We start from the raw sequence: 17,214 nt of genomic DNA on the forward strand, positions 1-17,214 counted from the left end.
ATGAGCACGACATCGTTCGGGGACTGCCACATGGGCAGTGATTCTCACACAGTGTCGGAGAAGACCTGCTCCCGGGCCTGCTCCAACGCCGCCACGAGCGCGCCGCGCAGCACCGGGTTGCCCGCCACCCGAGTGGTGACGACGGTCGGCGGGGTGGGACAGAGGCCGGCCACCGCCTCCTGCACCTTCGCGGCCAGCCGGGCGCCGCCCGCCCTGCCGACGTCGCCGCTGAGCACGATGAGCCCGGGGTCGAGCACGACGCTGACGGCCGCCGCGCCGACGGCGATGCGCGCCGCGACCGCGTCGAGGAAGCCGTCGTCGCCGCCGCGCAGCAGGTCGGGCACGGTATTGCCGGTCACGCCGTGCTCATCGGCGAGGCCGCGCAGCGCGGCGTGGCCCACCAGCCGCTGGTAGGAGCCCGACTGCGGCTCCGCGACGTCGGTCGGCAGCGGCTCGCCGGGCACCGGCAGCCAGCCGATCTCGCCCGCCCCGCCGGTGCTGCCCCGGTGCAGCCGGCCGCCGAGCATGACGCCCATGCCCTGGCCGACGCCCGCCCAGATGACCACGAAGTCGTCGTGGCCGACGGCCGCGCCGTAGCGGTGCTCGGCGAGCGCGACGAGGTTGACGTCGTTCTCGATGGTGACCGACGCGCCGAGCGTCTCGCGCAGGCTGGCCAGCACGCCGACGTGCCAGGAGGGCAGGTCGTACGACCAGCGCACGTCCCCGCTGCCGGGATCGACGACGCCGCGGCTGCCGATGACGAAAGCCCGCAGCCGCGACAGGTCGATGTCGGCCGCGTCGCAGGCCCGGCGCACGGCGGCGTGCACGGCCTTGACCGGGTCGCGCCCGTCGGCGGGGTCGAGGGTGATCTCGATCACCGTGCGGCCTGTGATGTCCGCCACACCGACCTTGAGGCTGTCGGGCAGGACTTCGAGGCCGGCGACGTACGCGCTGGACGGGACCACGGCGTACAGGGCGGCGTGCGGTCCCCTGCCCCCGGCCCTTTCTCCCGCCACCTCGACCAGGCCCCGCTCTTCCAGTCGAGCGAGAAGCTGACCTGCCGTTACCTTGGACAGACCGGTCCGCTCGCCGAGCTCGGCGCGGGTGAGCGGGCCGTCTCCGAGGAGCAGTTCGAGTGCCGCGCGGTCGTTCAGCCGGCGCAGCAGCCGGGGAGTTCCCGGGTCTCGGCTCATCGGTGCCCTCTCTCCGTCACGATCGGCTAACGAGCGTTTCTTTTAAGAAAGTTTCTTGTTAGTTTAACACCATCGTTCGGCATATGACGATCAGCCTGGTGCGGACCGTTGGCCAGCACCCGGGAAGGGAGAACCCTGTGAGGATCGCGAAGATCACAGCCGCCGCGGCCACCTCGGCCGCGCTGGCTTTGGGCCTGGCCGCCTGCGGCGGAAGTGAAGAACCCACCACGTCCTCACCCAGCGCCGCCGCCTCGGGCCCCGCCTTCGCGGGCAAGACTTTGAGCGTGTGGCGTCTCGGCGACAGCAACCCCGCCGCGGCGAAGTACATGGAGGAGCTCAACGCCGAGTTCAAGGCCAAGACGGGCGCGGACGTCAAGCTCGAGTGGATCCCGTGGCCCCAGGTGGCCGACAAGTTCGCCGCCGCCGCCACCGGCACCGGCCCCGACGTGACCGAGATCGGCAACGACCAGGTCCCCATGTGGCAGAGCCAGGACGCGCTTGAGCCGCTCACGGACATCGCCCGCGAGGGCGACCGCGCCCAGATCCCCGAGAACCTCTACGGCTACGAGACCGTGGACAACGAGATCTACGCCATCCCGTGGGGCGCCGGCGCCCGCGCCGTGCTCTACCGCAAGGACTGGTTCGAGGACCTCAAGATCGAGATCCCGAAGACCTGGGACGAGCTCGTCGCCGCCGCCAAGAAGATCCAGAAGGAGAAGGGCGAGGGCGTGGACGGCTTCGCCTTCAACGGCGGCTCCGACGCCAACCACCTCCTGGCCGCGTTCGCCTGGTCCGAGGGCGGCGAGTACGCCGTCAAGGAGGGCGACAAGTGGGTCGGCAAGCTCACCGAGCCCGGCTTCGCCGCGGGCTTCGCCACCTACACGGGCCTCGTCCAGGACGGCCTGTCCGGCAAGGCCAACCTGACCCAGAACACGACCGACATCCGCAAGCGCTTCGCCAACGACAAGGTCGCCATGTACCTCACCGCCGGATGGGACCTGCCCGGCATCGAGGAGGACTCCAAGGGCAAGCTGAAGGGCGACAAGCTCGGCTTCTTCCCGCTGCCCGCCAAGAGCGGCGGCGTGGCGCCGTCCTTCTTCGGCGGCAACGACATCGCGCTGTGGGGCGGCACCCAGCAGGCCGAGCTGGGCAAGGAGTACATCAAGCTGGCCACCAGCAAGACCTGGGCCGACCGCTACGCCAAGGAGGGCGGCCTGCTCCCCGTCTACCCCGACACCCTCGCCGCGCTGAACGAGGACCCCGCCCAGGGAGCCTTCGCCCAGGCCTTCGCCAAGGCCAAGGCGTTCCCCGCCGACCCCAACTGGTCGGAGGCCGACGCCACCAAGGCCGTGCTGCAGAACGCGGCCCGCGACGTCATCGAGGGCAAGAAGGACGCCAACACCGCCCTGGCTGACGCCAACAAGGAACTCGAAGAGATCCTGAACCAGTAACGATGGCCGACACGACGACGGTCGCCCGGGGCACGGGCTCCTCCCCCGCCCCGGGCCGCCGGAAGAAGAACGACCGGGCTCCGCGCGCCGGGGGCCTGCCGGACTGGAGCATCCCGTACGTCCTGCTCGTCCCCGGTCTGCTGGTCATCGCCGGGCTGCTGCTCTACCCGATGGTCCAGCTCGGCATCATGGCCTTCCAGAAGGTCGGCCTCGCGCAGATCAGGGGCACCAGGCCCGCCGAGTGGGTGGGGTTGGAGAACTTCGAGAAGGTCCTCAGCAACGACATCTTCTGGTCGGCCCTGCGCAACACCGTCGCGTTCGCGGCCGTCGCCGTCAGCATGACGCTCATCGTCGGCACCGCCGTCGGTGTGCTGCTGCACCGGCTCAGCAAGCGGATGTCGCTGTTCGTGGTCATCGGCTGCATGTTCGCCTGGGCCGTGCCGCCCGTCGCGCAGGGCGTCATCTGGCGCTCCCTGTTCGACGCCGAGTCCGGCATCATCAACTGGGCGCTCAACCTGCTGCCCGACTGGCTCGCCGCGCCGCCCGACGGCCAGACGAGCTGGACCGGCACCCCCTGGCTCAACGACACCATCCCGCTCTACATCGCGCTGGTCGTCTGCGTGGTGTGGGCCGGCTTCCCGTTCATCGCCGTCTCGGTGCTGGCGGGCCTGAAGGGCATCCCCAACGAGCTGTACGAGGCCGCCAGGGTGGACGGCTCCGGCCCGTGGCACACGTTCAGGAAGATCACGCTGCCGCTGCTCAAGCCGGTCTTCGCGGTCCTGACGATCCTGTCGATCATCTGGGACTTCAAGGTCTTCAGCCAGCTCTACGTCCTGATGAACGGCCCGACGAACCGCGACGGCTTCAACCTGTCCATGTACGCGGTCGCCGAGGCGTTCCGTCCCCCGCAGAAGCTGGGCACCGGCGCGGCCATCTCGGTGGTGCTGACGATCATCCTGCTCATCGTCACCGTCGTGTACGTCCGGCAGATCGTGAAGCAGGAGGAGATGTGACCCCCCTCGCCCGCAAGAGGCTCGGCAAAGTCCTCCTGAACACCGCCGGAGTGCTGGTCTTCCTGTACGCGGTCTTCCCCGTCTACTGGATGGTCTCCACCGGCTTCAAGGAGAACGACCAGATCTTCACCACGGAGTTCGTCCCGTTCCCGACGCACTTCACCTTCGACCACTTCGCGCGGGTGCTGACCGAGGGCGTCGCGAACAACTCCATCTGGCTCTACATGCGCAACAGCGCGATCGTGGCGCTCGGCACCGTGCTCATCGGCTCGGCCTTCGCGCTGCTGTCGGCCACGGCCATCGCCCGCTTCCGCTTCAAGGGCCGCGGACTGTTCCTGGTGGTGCTGCTGGTCGTGCAGATGCTGCCCGCCGAGGGCCTGCTCATCCCGCTCTACATGATGGTCAAGCGGGTCGGGCTCGGCGACCAGCTCATCGGGCTGATCGTCACCCAGGTCGCGCTGACGCTGCCGTTCGGGGTGTGGATGCTGCGCACGTTCGTCGCCGCCGTGCCCAAGTCGCTGGAGGAGGCGGCCTGGATCGACGGCGCCGGCCGCATGACGACGTTCTGGCGGGTGCTCTTCCCGCTGGTCGCGCCCGGCCTGGTGGCCACCAGCATCTTCTCGTTCATCACCGCGTGGAACGACCTGGTCTTCGCCCTCTACCTGATGTCGGGGTCGGAGGGATACACGATGCCGGTCGCCCTGCAGTACTTCTTCGGCCAGAAGGGCGTCGACTGGGGCGCCATCATGGCCGGCTCGACCCTGATGACGCTGCCCGTCGTCGTCTTCTTCCTGCTCGTGCAGCGCCGCATGGTCTCCGGTCTGGTGGCCGGCGCCGTCAAGGGCTGAACGACACCGCACGGGGTCACCGCACGGCCCTTCGCCGTGCCCAATCTTCCTGCCAACTGATGAGGAGCCATGAGTCAGAGTGATCGGGGGCTGCGCCGCCTCGCGGCCGGCACGCTGCTCGTCGCCTTCCAGGGCACCACGGCGCCCCCGTGGGTGCTGCGCGAGCTGGAGCACGGCCTGGGCGGGGTGACGCTCTTCGGGTTCAACGTGGCCGATCCCGGCCAGGTGCTCGACCTGACCACCGCGCTGCGGTCCGCCGGCGAGCCCGTCATCTCGCTGGACGAGGAGGGCGGCGACGTGACGCGGCTGGCGTACCACGTCGGCAGCCCCTACCCCGGCAACGCGGCGCTCGGGGCCGTGGACGACGTCGAGCTGACCCGGCGCGTCTACCGCGCCATCGGTTCCGAGCTGGCCGCCTGCGGCATCAACCTCGACATGGCGCCCAGCGCCGACGTCAACAGCGAGGCCGACAACCCGGTCATCGGCACCCGGTCGTTCGGGCCCGAGCCGGGGCTCGTCGCCCGGCACACCGTCGCCGCCGTCGAGGGCCTGCAGTCCGTACGCGTGGCCGCCTGCGTCAAGCACTTCCCCGGCCACGGCGCCACCCGCGTCGACTCGCACCTGGCCGTGCCCGTCGTGGACGTCGGCATGGACGTGCTGCGCGAGCGCGAGCTGGCGCCCTTCCGCGCCGCCATCGGGGCGGGCGCCAAGTCGGTGATGACCGCGCACGTCGCGGTGCCGGTCGTGACGGGTGACACGCCCGCCACGCTGTCCGGCGCCGCGCTGACCGGGCTGCTCAGGGGCGAGCTCGGGTACGACGGCGTGGTCGTCACCGACGCGCTCGACATGCACGCCATCACCCGCAGCGTCGGCCTGGCGGGCGGTGCGGTCATGAGCATCGCGGCCGGATCCGACCTGCTGTGCCTCGGGCCCTTGCCGACGTACGACGACGTGCAGGGCATCATCGACGCGGTCGTCGCCGCCGTGCGCGAGGGACGGCTGCCGCTGGAACGGCTGGAGGAGGCCGCGGGCCGGGTCGCCGCGCTGCGGTCCTGGTTCGGCGAGGGGGAGCGGATCGCGGCCGAGCAGAACGTCATCGGCCTGCACGCCGCCCGCCGCGCCGTCCGGCTCACCGGCCGCGCCAAGCCGCTCGTCGAGCCGCTGGTGATCGAGGTGGACACGCCGCCCACCATCGCCGTGGGCGACGTGCCGTGGGGGGTGGGGCCGTGGCTGCCCGAGGCGGAGATCGTCCGCGTCAAGCCGGCCGCCGCCGACGCGCCCGCCCTGCTCGCCAAGGCGGTGGACCGCTCGCTCGTCGTCGTGGTCAAGGACGCGCACCGCCACCACGAGAGCCGCGAACTGGTCTCCGCCCTGGTGGCCGCCCGCCCGGACACGACCGTGATCGAGATGGGCCTGCCGGTCTGGCAGCCCGACACCGCCGCCTACATCGCCACGTACGGCGCCGCCCGCGCCAACGCCCAAGCCGCCGTAGAACTCCTCACCGCCTGACCGCGGCCTGCTGGAACCTGGGTGCGGTGGGGACACAGGGAACCACCCCGCCCGCGCCGGAACCCGCCGGCGCGAGGCGACCGCTCCACCCGCCCCACAGCTCCACGCGGGGGGCGGGGTCAGGGGGCCAGGAGTTCTTCGCGGGCCTCGTCGAGGGCGGCCAGGACCGCGCCGCGGCGTACCGGATTGTCGTCCGTGACCGTGGTCGTCACCACCTGGGGACGTACGGGGGAGATGCGGGCGACCGCCTCCTCCACCCGGGACGTCAGCGCCTCCCCACCGGCGTGCCCCACCTCCCCGGACAGCACCACGAGCCCGGGGTCGAGGATCACGCACACCGCCGCCACCCCCAGCGCCAGCCGGTGGGCGATCTCGTCGAGCAGCGGCTCGCCCTCGGCCCCCGCCGCCACCGCGACCTTGACGCACTCGGTGGCGCTGCCCACCGCGAACCCGTAGCTGCGCGCCAGCTCGGTCACCGCCTCCGCGCTGACCAGCGACTGCAGGCCGCCCGCCAGCGAGGGCAGCCGCCCCGGCTCGGTGCGGATGTCCTCGGGCAGCGGCACTCCTGGCACCGGCAGGTAGCCGATCTCGCCCGCGCTGCCGGACCGCCCGCGGTGCAGCCGCCCGCCGAGCATGATGGCCAGCCCCAGCCCCCGGGACGCCCACAGCAGCACGAAGTCGTCGAGCCCCTTGGCCGCGCCGTCGGCCCGCTCGGCGATGGCGGCGAGGTTGACGTCGTTCTCGATGGTGACCTTGCGCCGCAGGTCGCCCGCCAGCGCCTCGTGGATGCCCTCGTGCCAGCCGGGCAGGTCGAAGGAGAAGCGCACGTCGCCGCTGCGCGGATCGACCACGCCTGGGGTGCCGATCACCACGCCGCGCAGCTTCGACAGGCTGACCTTGGCCCCCCTGCACGCCTTGACGATGGCGTCGTGCACGACGGAGACCGGGTCGTCGTCGGCGCCTGGCTCGACCACGACCTCGGAGATCGTGCGGCCGTGGATGTCGGCGACGGCCGCGGAGATCAGCTCGGGCCCGACTTCGAGGCCGGCGACGTACGCGCTGGAGGGGATCACGGAGTAGAGCGCCGCGTTGGGCCCCCGCCCGCCCGCCTGGGTGCCGACCACCTCGACCAGCCCGCGCTCCTCCAGCCGCGCCAGCGTCTGGGACGCCGTCACCTTCGACAGCCCGGTCAGCTCGCCGATCTGGCCACGCGTCATCGGACCGGTCGCCAGCAACAGGTCCAGCGCGGCCCGGTCATTGATCTCCCTGAGCAGTCTGGGCACACCAGGGCGTCGCTCCACGCTGAATCCCGCCGTCGCACTCGAAGGGCCGTTATCGAAAAGGTTGTTGGAAGTTTAGCGCTCCGCCTTTCACCCGCCGTCGCAGGTGACACGTGGCCAGGTATGGCCGATGATCGCAGTTTCCCACCCGATCTGACGACCTTGCGCCTAACCAGTCTTGACCAGGAGGGATAATCGAGAACATGCGCCTATCCGCTCGTGTCGACTACGCCCTCCGTGCCGCCGCTGAACTGGCCGCCGCCGGTGCAGGCCCGACCACTGTGGGCGAGCTCGCCAAGGAGCAGGACATGCCGCCCAAATACCTGGAAAACATCCTGCTGCAGATGCGCAGGGCCGGGCTCGTCCGCGGCCAGCGCGGCCCCGAGGGCGGCTACGTCCTGGCCCGCCCGGCGGCCGAGATCTCGCTGGCCGACGTGATCCGCGCGGTCGACGGCCCGCTGGCCAACGTGCGGGGCGAGCGCCCCGAGCACGTCGGCTACCGCGGGCCCGCCGAGTCGCTGCAGCAGGTGTGGATCGCGCTGCGGGCGACCGAGCGGTCGATCCTGGAGGAGGTCACGCTGGAGCAGGTGGCTTCCGGCGCCCTCCCCGAACGCATCCGCCAGCTGGCCGCCGACCCCGCCGCCTGGGACTGACCCTCCCCACCGGCCCACGCCCCCTCAGCCTGCCGCGCCGCCGGTGGGGGTGAGTGCCTCGCGGCGGCGGCGGAGGCGCTCGTCCTGGCCGAGGTCCTTCAGCCGCTCCGCGCCGAACGCGTGGAGCGGCTCGGGCATGCGATAGCGCTCCCCCGGCTCCCGCACCAGGATCGCCCGGTCGGCCAGCGACTCCAGGAGTTGCGGCAGCTGCCAGGTCGGCAGCCGGTCGTCCCCGCACACCTCCTTGGCCGCGACCGCGTCGAAGCTCCCGGTGAAGACCGAGGCCCGCGCCCACAGCAGCCGTTCGGCGGTGGTGCAGAGCCGGTGGGTCCAGGAGACGGTGACGCGCAGCGTGTGTTCCCCTGGCTGCTCCAGCACCTGCCGCCCGCCAGAAGAGCCGCCGTACGCGTGGTGATCGCTCGCGGAGAAATGGTCGTCGAGACGCCGGGCCAGCACCTCGACCGGCAGCTCGCGCAGCCGTGCGGCGGCCAGCTCGACGGCGAGCGGCAGCCCTTCGAGCCGCCGGCACACCCGCAGCACGGCCTGCTCGTCCAGCCCATTGACCGCGCACCCGGGCACCGCCGCGACGGCCCGCTCGGCGAACAACGCCCCGGCGTCCTCAAGAGGGAGCGGCGGCACCGGCAGCACCCGCTCGCCACGGCAGCGCAGCGGCCGTCGGCAGGTGGCCAGCACCCGCAGCCCCGGCGCGGCGGCCACCAACGCCGTGACCACCGCCGCACACGCTCCCATCAGGTGATCGCACCCGTCCAGCACCAGCAGCGCCTCCCGCTTGGCGAGGCGACGAGCCAGCCCCTCGATCGCCGTCCCCGCACTCGCGGCAGGGAACAGGGCAGAGGCGATCGCGTACGGCAGCGCCCCCGCCTCCTGGGGCACCGGCACCAGCCAGGCCCCACCGGTGTCCCGGAGCTCGGCGGCGGCCCGCAGCGCGACCCTGGTCTTGCCGGCGCCACCCGCCCCCGTCAAGGTCACCAGCCGCGACCTGCCGAGCAGCTTCTCGACGGCGGCCACCTCCGTGAGGCGGCCGACCAGCGGCGTGGTCTCGCCGGGCAGGTTCCCTCGCCGGCGGCTGGCGTGCATGGAGCTCACCTCATCGGGCTCGGCCTGCGTTCCAGTGTGCCCGAGCGGCTCCCGCACCGTCACCAAAAGTGAGAAGACGACCACTCAACGCCAGATCGCCGCAAGAGACCTTCACTTCCTGGAGAACCAGAAGACGGCGTCGTCCAGTTCCTCACGGGTCGCGCTGATCAGGGTGCGGACGGGCTTCCCGGCGGCGTCCGCCATGACGACGCGGGCCCGCCTTCCCTCGCGCACGGTGGCCAGCAGGTGGTCCCCGTCCAACCAGCCGTGGAAGACGGCGCCGGCCGGCAGCCGGGCCGTGCCCTTCCTGGCCCCGGTCCGCTCGTCCCAGAAACAGATGTCCCTCGACGTCCCCGGGCAGGCGGTGGGGAAGACCGTGCCGAGCGCGCTCCTGACGGCTCCTCCGGCCTCCAGCTCGCCCACGTCCTCGAAGCTCCGCAGCACCGTCCCGTTCAGGCTCAGCACGCGCACGGACCCGTCACCCGCCCGCTGGAGCACGCTGGCGAAGTCCGAGCCCCAGGCGTACCTGGAGCGGAACGGGCCCGGCGCCTCCGTGACCATGACACCCCCCGTGACCGCGTCCACGACCGCGAACCCCACGGTCCGGGTCTCCTTGTCGCCGCCGTAGTCGTAGTCGACGACAGTCGCGAGCAGCCGCCGCCCATCCTCGGCCCACACCGGGTCCATGAGCGTGCGGGGCTTGTCCACGGTCCGCGGCTTGCGCTCCTGGCGGGTGGCGCGGTCGCGGATCGTGATGGTCTCGAAGCCGTCGCTCAGCAGCCGCGTGTACGTCAGCGAGGCCACGAAACGGCCGCCGGGCGAGACGATCGGCTCCTCCAGGTTGCCGAAGAAGGCGAAGGCGCCGGTCGCGGGATCACGGACGTGGCCGGTGACCACCGAGGAGGACATGCTGCGGTAGGACGAGACCCAGAGAGGATCGGCGGGGTTCTCGTGCAGCACGATCCCGGTGGCGGGCACCTTCGTCTCCGTGACCGGCTCGGGAGCCATCGTCCCGGGGCTCGGCGTGGGCAGCGGCGCGGAGGCGACGGCGGGCGGGCGCGGCGCGGCCTCTGGCGCGGGACGTAGCAGCAGCACGGCGACGCTGACGGCCAGGGCCGTGCCGGCCGCCGCGACGCCCAGCGGCCACCGGCGCGGGCGAGGCGGTGCGGCCGACTGCCGGCCCTGGGCGAGCAGCCGCTGCTCGACGGTGTCGTGCGGCGCCTCGCCCGGATGCCCGAGCAGGGTGAGCAGCGCCTGCGTCGCGGTGGGCCGCGCGTCCGGGTCCTTGTCCAGGCAGCGCGCGGCCAGCTCGCGCAACTCGCCGTCCAGGTTCCCGAGATCGGGCTCGGCGGTCAGGATGCGGGCGATCAGCGCGGGCAGCTCGCCCGTCCCGAACGCCGGGCGTCCGGTGGCGGCGGCCACCATCGTCCCTGCCCAGGCGAACATGTCGGCGGCCGGCCCGACCGGCGCCCCGCCGAACTGCTCGGGAGCCATGTACGGCGGCGTCCCCACGATGTGCTGCCCGTCGGCCTCGATCTCCTCCAGCGCCCTGGAGATGCCGAAGTCGATCACCCGTGGCCCGTGCCTGCTGAGCAGCACGTTGCCCGGCTTGAAGTCGCGGTGCACCACGCCGGCCTGGTGGATGGCGGCCAGCGCGGTCAGCGTGCCGATCGCCAGGCGGCGCAGCTCGGCCCCGCGCAGCGGCCCCCGGCGGACGAGCACGTCGGCCAGCGCGGGCCCGTCGACGTACTCGCTGACCACGTACGGCGTGCCCGCGAACTCCCCGCTGGCCAGCACCTGCGCGGTGCAGAACGCCTTGACCCGGCGCGCGTACCCGATCTCCTGCCGGAAGCGGTCGCGCGCCTCGGGGTCGTCGAGCCCCGGGCCGAGCATCTTGATCGCGACCGGCGTCCCCGCGGGCGCCTCGCCGAGGTAGACGACGCCCTGGCCGCCCTGCCCCAGCCGCCCGACGACGCGGTGGCCGTCCACCTCGGCGGGGTCGCCGGCGAGCAGCGGGTTCACGAGCCCGGCTGGTACGCGAACTGGAGCATGTGCGGCTTGTCCGTCGCCAGGTCGGCCAGCACGCGTGTGGTCTTTCCGAGCAAATCGATGATCTTGATCTGCATGGTGCCCTTCTTCTTGCCCGGGTCCTGCACCAGCAGGTGCTTCTCGTTGAACCAGCCGAGGAAGGCGCCCTCGCCCTTGGTGAACGGCACCGTCGCCTGCCGGGCGCCCGTACGGACGTCCCAGACGCAGTACTCCTTCTCGCTGGGGCAGATCGTGGCGAGCCGGGCTCCCGAGGGGGAGAACCACTCGCCGCCCTTGGGATGGCCCACCCAGTGCATCGTCTTACTCACCTGTCCGGACAGGTCGTAGAACGCGATGCCCTTCTGCCGACCGTCCCAGTAGGTGCGCACCACGGTCCCGTCGGGGGCAAAAGTGTGCACGAGGGTCGCGTCGTCGGCGTACTCGGTCTTGACGTGCACGGCCTTGCGCGCCGCGACGTCGATGACCACGAAGCCGACGACCAGCTCCGGCTTCTTCTCCGTGTCGTAGACGGAGAGCAGCAGCTTGGAGCCGTCGCGGGACCAGAACGGCCGCATCGTGTTCAGCGGCTTCTTCACCGTGCTGACCACGAAGGACTCGCCCGTCGTCAGGCTGGTGAACGTGACCTGGTCGGTGTCGGTGCCCTGGAACTTGATGAGCGGGTTCAGCGCCACCCAGTCACCGGCGGGCGACAGCAGCGGCTGCTCGTACTTGCCGACGGCCTTGAAGGCGCCGCTCTTGTCGCGGACGTAGCTGGTGAAGTCGCCCGAGGCCCCCAGGTACGACACCAGCCGCATCGCGTCGCCCGGATGCTCGTGCAGGACGCCGTCGATGTCCTTGATCTCCAGGTCGGTGGCCGCCTTCTCCTCGACCTCGTCGCGCGGCGCCGCCGTCTGCGAAATCGCCACCGTGGGCGTCACCGTGGGCGTCGCCGTAGGGGTTGCGGCCACCTGCCGTACGGTGGCGGTCCTGTCGCCGGTGAGGACGTAGACCCCCGTACCCGACAGCAGCGCCCCCACCACGAAGGCCGCCACCGGCACGGCCAGACCTCGCAGTCCCCGGCCCGACGCCTTCTTCGCCACGAGGTCGTCCGGCGGGGCCGCCAGTAACGACGTCTGACCGACCAACCGCAGCAGCACGTCGCTGGCCGCCGGCCGGGCATCGGGGTCCTTGTCGAGGCAGCGCACGATGAGGTCGTGCAACTCTCCCAGGCCGGGCAGCACGGGCGGCCGGTCCGTGATGCGCTCGACCGTGGCGCTCATCGAGCCGCCCTCGAAGGGCGAGGCGCCGCTGACGGCGAACACCATGGTCGCCGCCCACGAGAACACGTCGGCGGCCGGCCCTGCGTCGCCGCCGCGCAAGCGTTCCGGCGCGGTGTAGGCGGGCACCGCCACCTTCCTGGTGGACACGGACGCCGCCGCCAGCGCCTGCTCCAGGCCGGCGTCGACCACGCGCGGCCCGTCGGGGCCGAGCAGCACGTTGCCCGGCCGGATGTCGCCGTGCACCAGCCCCGCCTGATGGACGGCGACGAGCGCGGTGATGGTCCCGGCCGCCAGCCGGTAGAGCCCCACCCCGTCGAACGTCCCGCCGGCCTCTTCGAGCGCGGGCCCGTCCACGAACTCGGTCACGAGGTACGCCCGCCCGTCCGCCACGCCGGTGTCCAGCACCTGCGCCGTGCCGACCGCGGAGATCCCGCGCAGCGGCTCCATGGCGGCCTGGAACGACTGGGGCTCGACTTCAGGTGGCAGGAGCCGGACCACCACCGCCTCACCGGCCTCCGACCGCCCCAGGAAGGCGTGAGAGGCCAGCCGCCCGGTCAACCGGTAGCCCGCGACCTCGCTGGGTTCTCCCGCACGTAAATCCGTGATCTCCGGCATGCGCCGCCCAAGCCTTCCGTCAAGGCCAAGTCCAGATCGTCATTATGACCAGCAAGACCACGGAAAGCAGCCATCTGCGGCGAATCATCACGGACAGTACCCGGCCGACGCCGGGGGGAGGTGGGGGGCGGCCGCAGGGGCGCCACACGGCCGTGGAAGGCGCCCCAGACAGCGGTGCGGGAGGCGACCGCAGGGGCGCCACACGACCGTGGAAGGCGACCCAGACAGCGGTAACGGGAGGCGACCGCAAGGGCGTCACACGACCGTGAAGGGCGCCCCAGACAGCGGTGCGGGAGGCGGGCGCAGGGGTGTCGCACGCGGATTCCTACACTGGGAGGCGTGCCAGAAGGAGACGCCGTCTACCGCACGGCCGCCCGCCTGCGGGGCGCCCTCGACGGCCGCGTGCTGGTGCGCTCCGACTTCCGCGTCCCCCGGCACGCCACCGCCGACCTGTCGGGACGCGCGGTCATCACCACGCGCTCACGCGGCAAGCACCTGCTCACCCGCGTCGAAGGCGACCTCACGGTGCACACCCACCTGCGCATGGAGGGGAGCTGGCTGGTCATGCCGGCCGGCCGCCGCACCAGACCGGGCGACCAGGTGCGGCTGATCCTGGCCAATGAGGAGTGGCAGGCGGTCGGGGTGCGGCTGGGGATGGTCGATCTCGTCAGGACGGCCGACGAGGCGCAGCTGGTCGGGCATCTGGGGCCTGACCTGCTCGGCCCGGACTGGGACCTGGAAGAGGCCGTGCGAAGGCTGCGAGCGGCACCCGGCAGGACCATCGGGGAGGCGCTGCTCGATCAGCGCAACCTGGCGGGGATCGGCACGATCTATCGCGCCGAGACCCTTTTCCTGCGCGGAATCTGGCCGTGGAAGACGGTCGGGGAGATCGAGGATCTCGAAGGGGTCGTGTCGCTCGCCCAGCGGCTGCTGGAGGCGAACAAGGGGCATGCGGGCACGGTGACCACAGGTGATCGCCGCCCGGCGAACGCGACCTGGGTCTACGGCAGGGCCGGGAGACCCTGTCGCCGATGCGGCACCCGCATCAGCCGTGGGGGAATGGGGACGCAGCCACAGGAACGGCTGATCCTGTGGTGTGCGGGCTGCCAGCCTGGCTAGGCAGCCACCATGTCCTTGACCTCAGGGAACACGGAGTCGGAGATCGCCCCGCCCACCGGCTCGGAAAGGGCCAGGCGCTCGTGCTCGGGCACGTCGGCCAGCACAGGAGTGGCCTGCAGCTCCGCCAGCGCGAACTGGTCGGACACCTCACGCAACACCTGCGAAAGCGGCACGCCGAGCGCGCCGCAGATGGACGCGAGCAGCTCGGACGAGGCCTCCTTCTGGCCGCGCTCCACCTCGGACAAGTAGCCGAGCGAAACCCGGGCCAGCGTGGACACCTCGCGTAGCGTGCGCCCTTGCCGGACCCGCAACCGCCTCAGCACGTCGCCGAGCAGCTGACGCAGCAGAATCATCTGTCGCTCCCTCCCCGGCGCGGATGACTTCACCACGCCCCGCGCGATCGGTTCGTGCCGCACATCGGTCTTCTTAGCTTCGTACATACTCCTCGCCGTCATCATGGGGCTTCGCCGGCCCTGAACCGCCGCTCGTGGCTCGTTGCGCGACTCATCAGGCCCGCCTGCCGGGCGCTCGGTGCTTGCAGTTGGCTCACGGACCTCACTCACAGCTCCACCGTACCCGTATCCACCGACACCGCGTCAGACCGCACATCGCATGTTCGCTCGGGACGTAACACGGTAATCACCCGGAATGTTCCCCTATGTTCGCCTTCAGCACACCTGACAGGAGATCGACTGCCTCGTCCACCGTCTCTACCCTGATACGTTCGCGCGACCCCTGAAGTCTCAATTCCCGCGCCCATTTCCGGCCTCCCGGCCCGGCGACGCCGATGTGGACCGTGCCCACGGGCCTGCCGTCCTGCGGCTCGGGCCCGGCCACCCCCGTCACGGCCAGCCCGTACGTGGCCCCGCACAGCCGCGCCACCCCCGCCGCCATGCCCGCGGCCACCTCGGGGTGCACCGCGCCCTCGCGCCGCAGCAGCTCCGCCGGCACCCCCAGCAGCTCGTGCTTGAGATCGGTGGCGTAGGAGATCACCCCGCCGCGGAACGCCTTCGACGCCCCGGGCACCGAGGTGATCGCCGCCCCGATGAGCCCCCCGGTCAGCGACTCGGCCACCGCCACCGTCGCGTCCGCGCCGACCAGCAGGTCGAGCATCTCGGCCACGTCTGCCATGGATCACTGCCCCTCGCGTGCTCGCCTCGCCACCTTGCGCAACCGGATGGCGCGGACGACGTAGTCGACGCCCGTGCCCACGGTGACCACGACCGCCGCGCCCATCACCGCCCACCGTAGGGGACCTGGCACGAACGGCAGCAGGTAGAGGACGATGGCCGCGATCTGCAGCACGGTCTTGACCTTGCCGCCGTAGCTGGCCGGGATGACCGCGTGGCGCAGCAGCACGAACCTGAGCGCGGTGATGCCCAGCTCTCTGCCGAGGATCACGATCGTGACCCACCAGGGCAGCTCCTGCAGGATCGACAGGCAGACCAGCGCGGCCCCGGTGAGCGCCTTGTCGGCGATCGGGTCGGCGATCTTGCCGAAGTCGGTGATCAGGCCGTAGCGCCTGGCCAGCTCCCCGTCGAGGTGATCGGTGATCGAGGCCACCGCGAAGACGCCCAGCGCGGCCACCCGCCAGCCCGTGCCGGGCACGAAGAGACAGACGACGAAGAAAGGGACGAGCGCCAACCGGAGGACCGTGAGGACGTTGGCGATGTTCCACGGGCTGACGACCCGGCGCTCGTCCCGTTTCATGGACCGGCCTTGATGCGCGCGATGAGATCGACGCCCTCGGCGTCGACCGCGACCGCGCGCACGATCTGCCCCTTGACCAGGCCGATGCCCTGGACCGTGACCGAGCCGTCGACCTCGGGCCCCTGGTGTGCGGCCCTGCCCTCGTAGCCGCCGTCGCCCAGGTCGTCCTCGATCAGCACGTCGAGCTCGGTGCCGATGCGCTCCTCCGCGCGCTGGGCGGTCAGCTCCTCGGCCAGTTCGGTGAGCACGCGCACGCGCTCGTCGACGACCTCCTGGGGCAGCTTGCCCGGCAGGTTGGCCGCCTCGGTGCCGTCTTCGTCGGAATAACCGAACACGCCGATCACGTCGAGCCTGGCGGCCTCGAGGAAGGTGACCAGGTCGGCGAACTCCTCCTCGGTCTCGCCGGGGAAGCCCACGATGAAGTTGGAGCGCACGCCCGCCTCAGGGGCGCGCTCGCGGATGCCCTCCAGCAGGCCCAGGAAGCGCTCGGGGTCGCCGAAGCGGCGCATCCGGCGCAGCACGGTGCCGCTGGCGTGCTGGAAGGACAGGTCGAAGTAGGGGGCGACGCCGTCGGTGCCGGCGATCACGTCGATCAGGCCGGGACGCAGCTCGGCCGGCTGGAGGTAGCTGACCCGCACCCGCTCGACGCCCTCGACGGCGGCGAGCTGCGGCAGCAGCTTCTCCAGCGACCTGAGGTCGCCGAGGTCCTTGCCGTAGGACGTGGAGTTCTCGCTGACCAGGACGAGCTCGCGCACGCCCCGGTGGGCCAGCCAGTCGGCCTCGGCGAGCAGCTCGTCGGGCCTGCGGGAGACGTAGGAGCCGCGGAAGGCGGGGATGGCGCAGAACGTGCAGCGCCGGTCGCAGCCGGAGGCGAGCTTGAGCGAGGCCACCGGGCTCTCGTCGAGCCGCTTGCGCAGCACGCGCGGCCCGCTGGCGGGCGCGAGGCCCGTCGGCAGGTCGCCGTGACCGGGGATGGCGGTCGCGGGCGCGGCGGCGGCCCGCTCGACCGGCGTGATGGGCAGCAGCGTGCGGCGGTCGCGCGGGGTGTGCGGCTTCAGCGGGCGGCCGGCGACGACGTCGTCGAGCCTGCCGCCGATCTCGGCGTAGTCGTCGAACGAGATGACGGCGCTCGCCTCGGGCAGTGCGTCGGCCAGCTCGTTGCCGTAGCGCTCGGCCATGCAGCCCGCGGCGACCACCTTGGCGCCGGAGTCCGCGGCGGCCAGGAGCGTGTCGATCGAGTCTTTCTTGGCTGAGTCGATGAAGCCACACGTGTTGACGACGACGACCTCGGGATCGTCGTCGTCGAGCTGCCAGCCGGCAGCCTCGAGTCGCGCGGCCAGCTCCTCGGAGTCGACCTCGTTGCGTGCGCAGCCCAGAGTGATCAGCGATGCGGTTCGGCGGGATGACATGGTGAACA

15 protein-coding genes are annotated in these 17,214 nt (G+C 71.7%); 6 read left to right on the forward strand and 9 right to left on the reverse strand.

What is annotated here, in order from left to right:
• Positions 1-44: 44 nt before the first annotated feature.
• A complete protein-coding gene (locus tag AB0K12_RS31275) occupies positions 45-1,193 on the reverse strand; it encodes an ROK family transcriptional regulator (protein ID WP_364569104.1) in 1,149 nt (382 codons plus the stop codon).
• Between the two features lie 137 nt (positions 1,194-1,330).
• Here AB0K12_RS31275 and AB0K12_RS31280 point away from each other — a divergent pair, with 137 nt between their 5' ends.
• From AB0K12_RS31280 to AB0K12_RS31295, 4 genes are all read left to right on the forward strand, one after another.
• Positions 1,331-2,644, forward strand: a complete 1,314-nt coding sequence (locus AB0K12_RS31280; RefSeq protein ID WP_364569107.1) for an extracellular solute-binding protein — start codon at positions 1,331-1,333, stop codon at positions 2,642-2,644.
• A 2-nt stretch (positions 2,645-2,646) separates the two neighbouring features.
• Positions 2,647-3,657 (forward strand): sugar ABC transporter permease, encoded by a 1,011-nt coding sequence (locus tag AB0K12_RS31285; RefSeq protein ID WP_364383181.1) that lies wholly within the window; start codon positions 2,647-2,649, stop codon positions 3,655-3,657.
• Positions 3,654-4,505, forward strand: coding sequence for a carbohydrate ABC transporter permease (locus tag AB0K12_RS31290; RefSeq protein ID WP_364569111.1), 852 nt, complete (start codon positions 3,654-3,656; stop codon positions 4,503-4,505). The genes AB0K12_RS31285 and AB0K12_RS31290 overlap by 4 nt, the downstream gene beginning before the upstream one ends.
• A gap of 69 nt (positions 4,506-4,574) precedes the next feature.
• Entirely contained in the window at positions 4,575-6,014 is a 1,440-nt protein-coding gene (locus tag AB0K12_RS31295; RefSeq protein ID WP_364569114.1) for a glycoside hydrolase family 3 protein, read from the forward strand.
• 119 nt (positions 6,015-6,133) lie between these two features.
• On the opposite strand, the gene AB0K12_RS31300 is transcribed toward AB0K12_RS31295, so the two are convergent.
• Complete coding sequence (locus AB0K12_RS31300; RefSeq protein WP_364569117.1) at positions 6,134-7,315, reverse strand: ROK family transcriptional regulator; 1,182 nt, start codon at positions 7,313-7,315, stop codon at positions 6,134-6,136.
• A 182-nt stretch (positions 7,316-7,497) separates the two neighbouring features.
• Here AB0K12_RS31300 and AB0K12_RS31305 point away from each other — a divergent pair, with 182 nt between their 5' ends.
• A complete protein-coding gene (locus AB0K12_RS31305; RefSeq protein ID WP_345398828.1) occupies positions 7,498-7,947 on the forward strand; it encodes an Rrf2 family transcriptional regulator in 450 nt (149 codons plus the stop codon).
• Positions 7,948-7,971: 24 nt separating this feature from the next.
• On the opposite strand, the gene AB0K12_RS31310 is transcribed toward AB0K12_RS31305, so the two are convergent.
• The 3 genes from AB0K12_RS31310 to AB0K12_RS31320 all read right to left on the reverse strand — a co-directional run bounded on the left by AB0K12_RS31310 (position 7,972) and on the right by AB0K12_RS31320 (position 12,968).
• The gene (locus AB0K12_RS31310) at positions 7,972-9,045 is read right to left on the reverse strand and encodes a hypothetical protein (protein ID WP_364569121.1); all 1,074 of its coding nucleotides are present in this window, start codon (positions 9,043-9,045) and stop codon (positions 7,972-7,974) included.
• A 111-nt stretch (positions 9,046-9,156) separates the two neighbouring features.
• Entirely contained in the window at positions 9,157-11,067 is a 1,911-nt protein-coding gene (locus AB0K12_RS31315; RefSeq protein ID WP_364569124.1) for a serine/threonine-protein kinase, read from the reverse strand.
• Entirely contained in the window at positions 11,064-12,968 is a 1,905-nt protein-coding gene (locus tag AB0K12_RS31320; protein WP_364569127.1) for a serine/threonine-protein kinase, read from the reverse strand. The genes AB0K12_RS31315 and AB0K12_RS31320 overlap by 4 nt, the downstream gene beginning before the upstream one ends.
• Positions 12,969-13,307: 339 nt before the next feature.
• On the opposite strand from AB0K12_RS31320, the gene AB0K12_RS31325 reads away from it, so the two are divergent.
• Complete coding sequence (locus AB0K12_RS31325) at positions 13,308-14,087, forward strand: DNA-formamidopyrimidine glycosylase family protein (RefSeq protein WP_364569130.1); 780 nt, start codon at positions 13,308-13,310, stop codon at positions 14,085-14,087.
• Here AB0K12_RS31325 and AB0K12_RS31330 read toward each other — a convergent pair.
• The 4 genes from AB0K12_RS31330 to rimO form a co-directional block, all read right to left on the reverse strand.
• Positions 14,084-14,440: a helix-turn-helix transcriptional regulator gene (locus tag AB0K12_RS31330; RefSeq protein WP_345398809.1), complete on the reverse strand. Its 357-nt coding sequence runs from the start codon at positions 14,438-14,440 to the stop codon at positions 14,084-14,086. The two genes, AB0K12_RS31325 and AB0K12_RS31330, sit on opposite strands and share 4 nt — an antisense overlap.
• A 286-nt stretch (positions 14,441-14,726) precedes the next feature.
• Complete coding sequence (locus AB0K12_RS31335) at positions 14,727-15,218, reverse strand: nicotinamide-nucleotide amidohydrolase family protein (protein ID WP_364569133.1); 492 nt, start codon at positions 15,216-15,218, stop codon at positions 14,727-14,729.
• Positions 15,219-15,221: 3 nt separating this feature from the next.
• On the reverse strand, positions 15,222-15,797 hold the full coding sequence (gene pgsA, locus AB0K12_RS31340) for a CDP-diacylglycerol--glycerol-3-phosphate 3-phosphatidyltransferase (RefSeq protein ID WP_364569136.1): 576 nt from the start codon (positions 15,795-15,797) through the stop codon (positions 15,222-15,224).
• Positions 15,794-17,206 carry a 30S ribosomal protein S12 methylthiotransferase RimO gene (rimO, locus tag AB0K12_RS31345; protein ID WP_364569139.1) on the reverse strand — a complete coding sequence of 471 codons (1,413 nt, stop codon included), beginning with the start codon at positions 17,204-17,206 and terminating at the stop codon, positions 15,794-15,796. The genes pgsA and rimO overlap by 4 nt, the downstream gene beginning before the upstream one ends.
• Positions 17,207-17,214 lie beyond the last annotated feature (8 nt).

It is taken from the genome of Nonomuraea sp. NPDC049419, from assembly GCF_040676995.1.
Lineage (GTDB): Bacteria > Actinomycetota > Actinomycetes > Streptosporangiales > Streptosporangiaceae > Nonomuraea > Nonomuraea salmonea.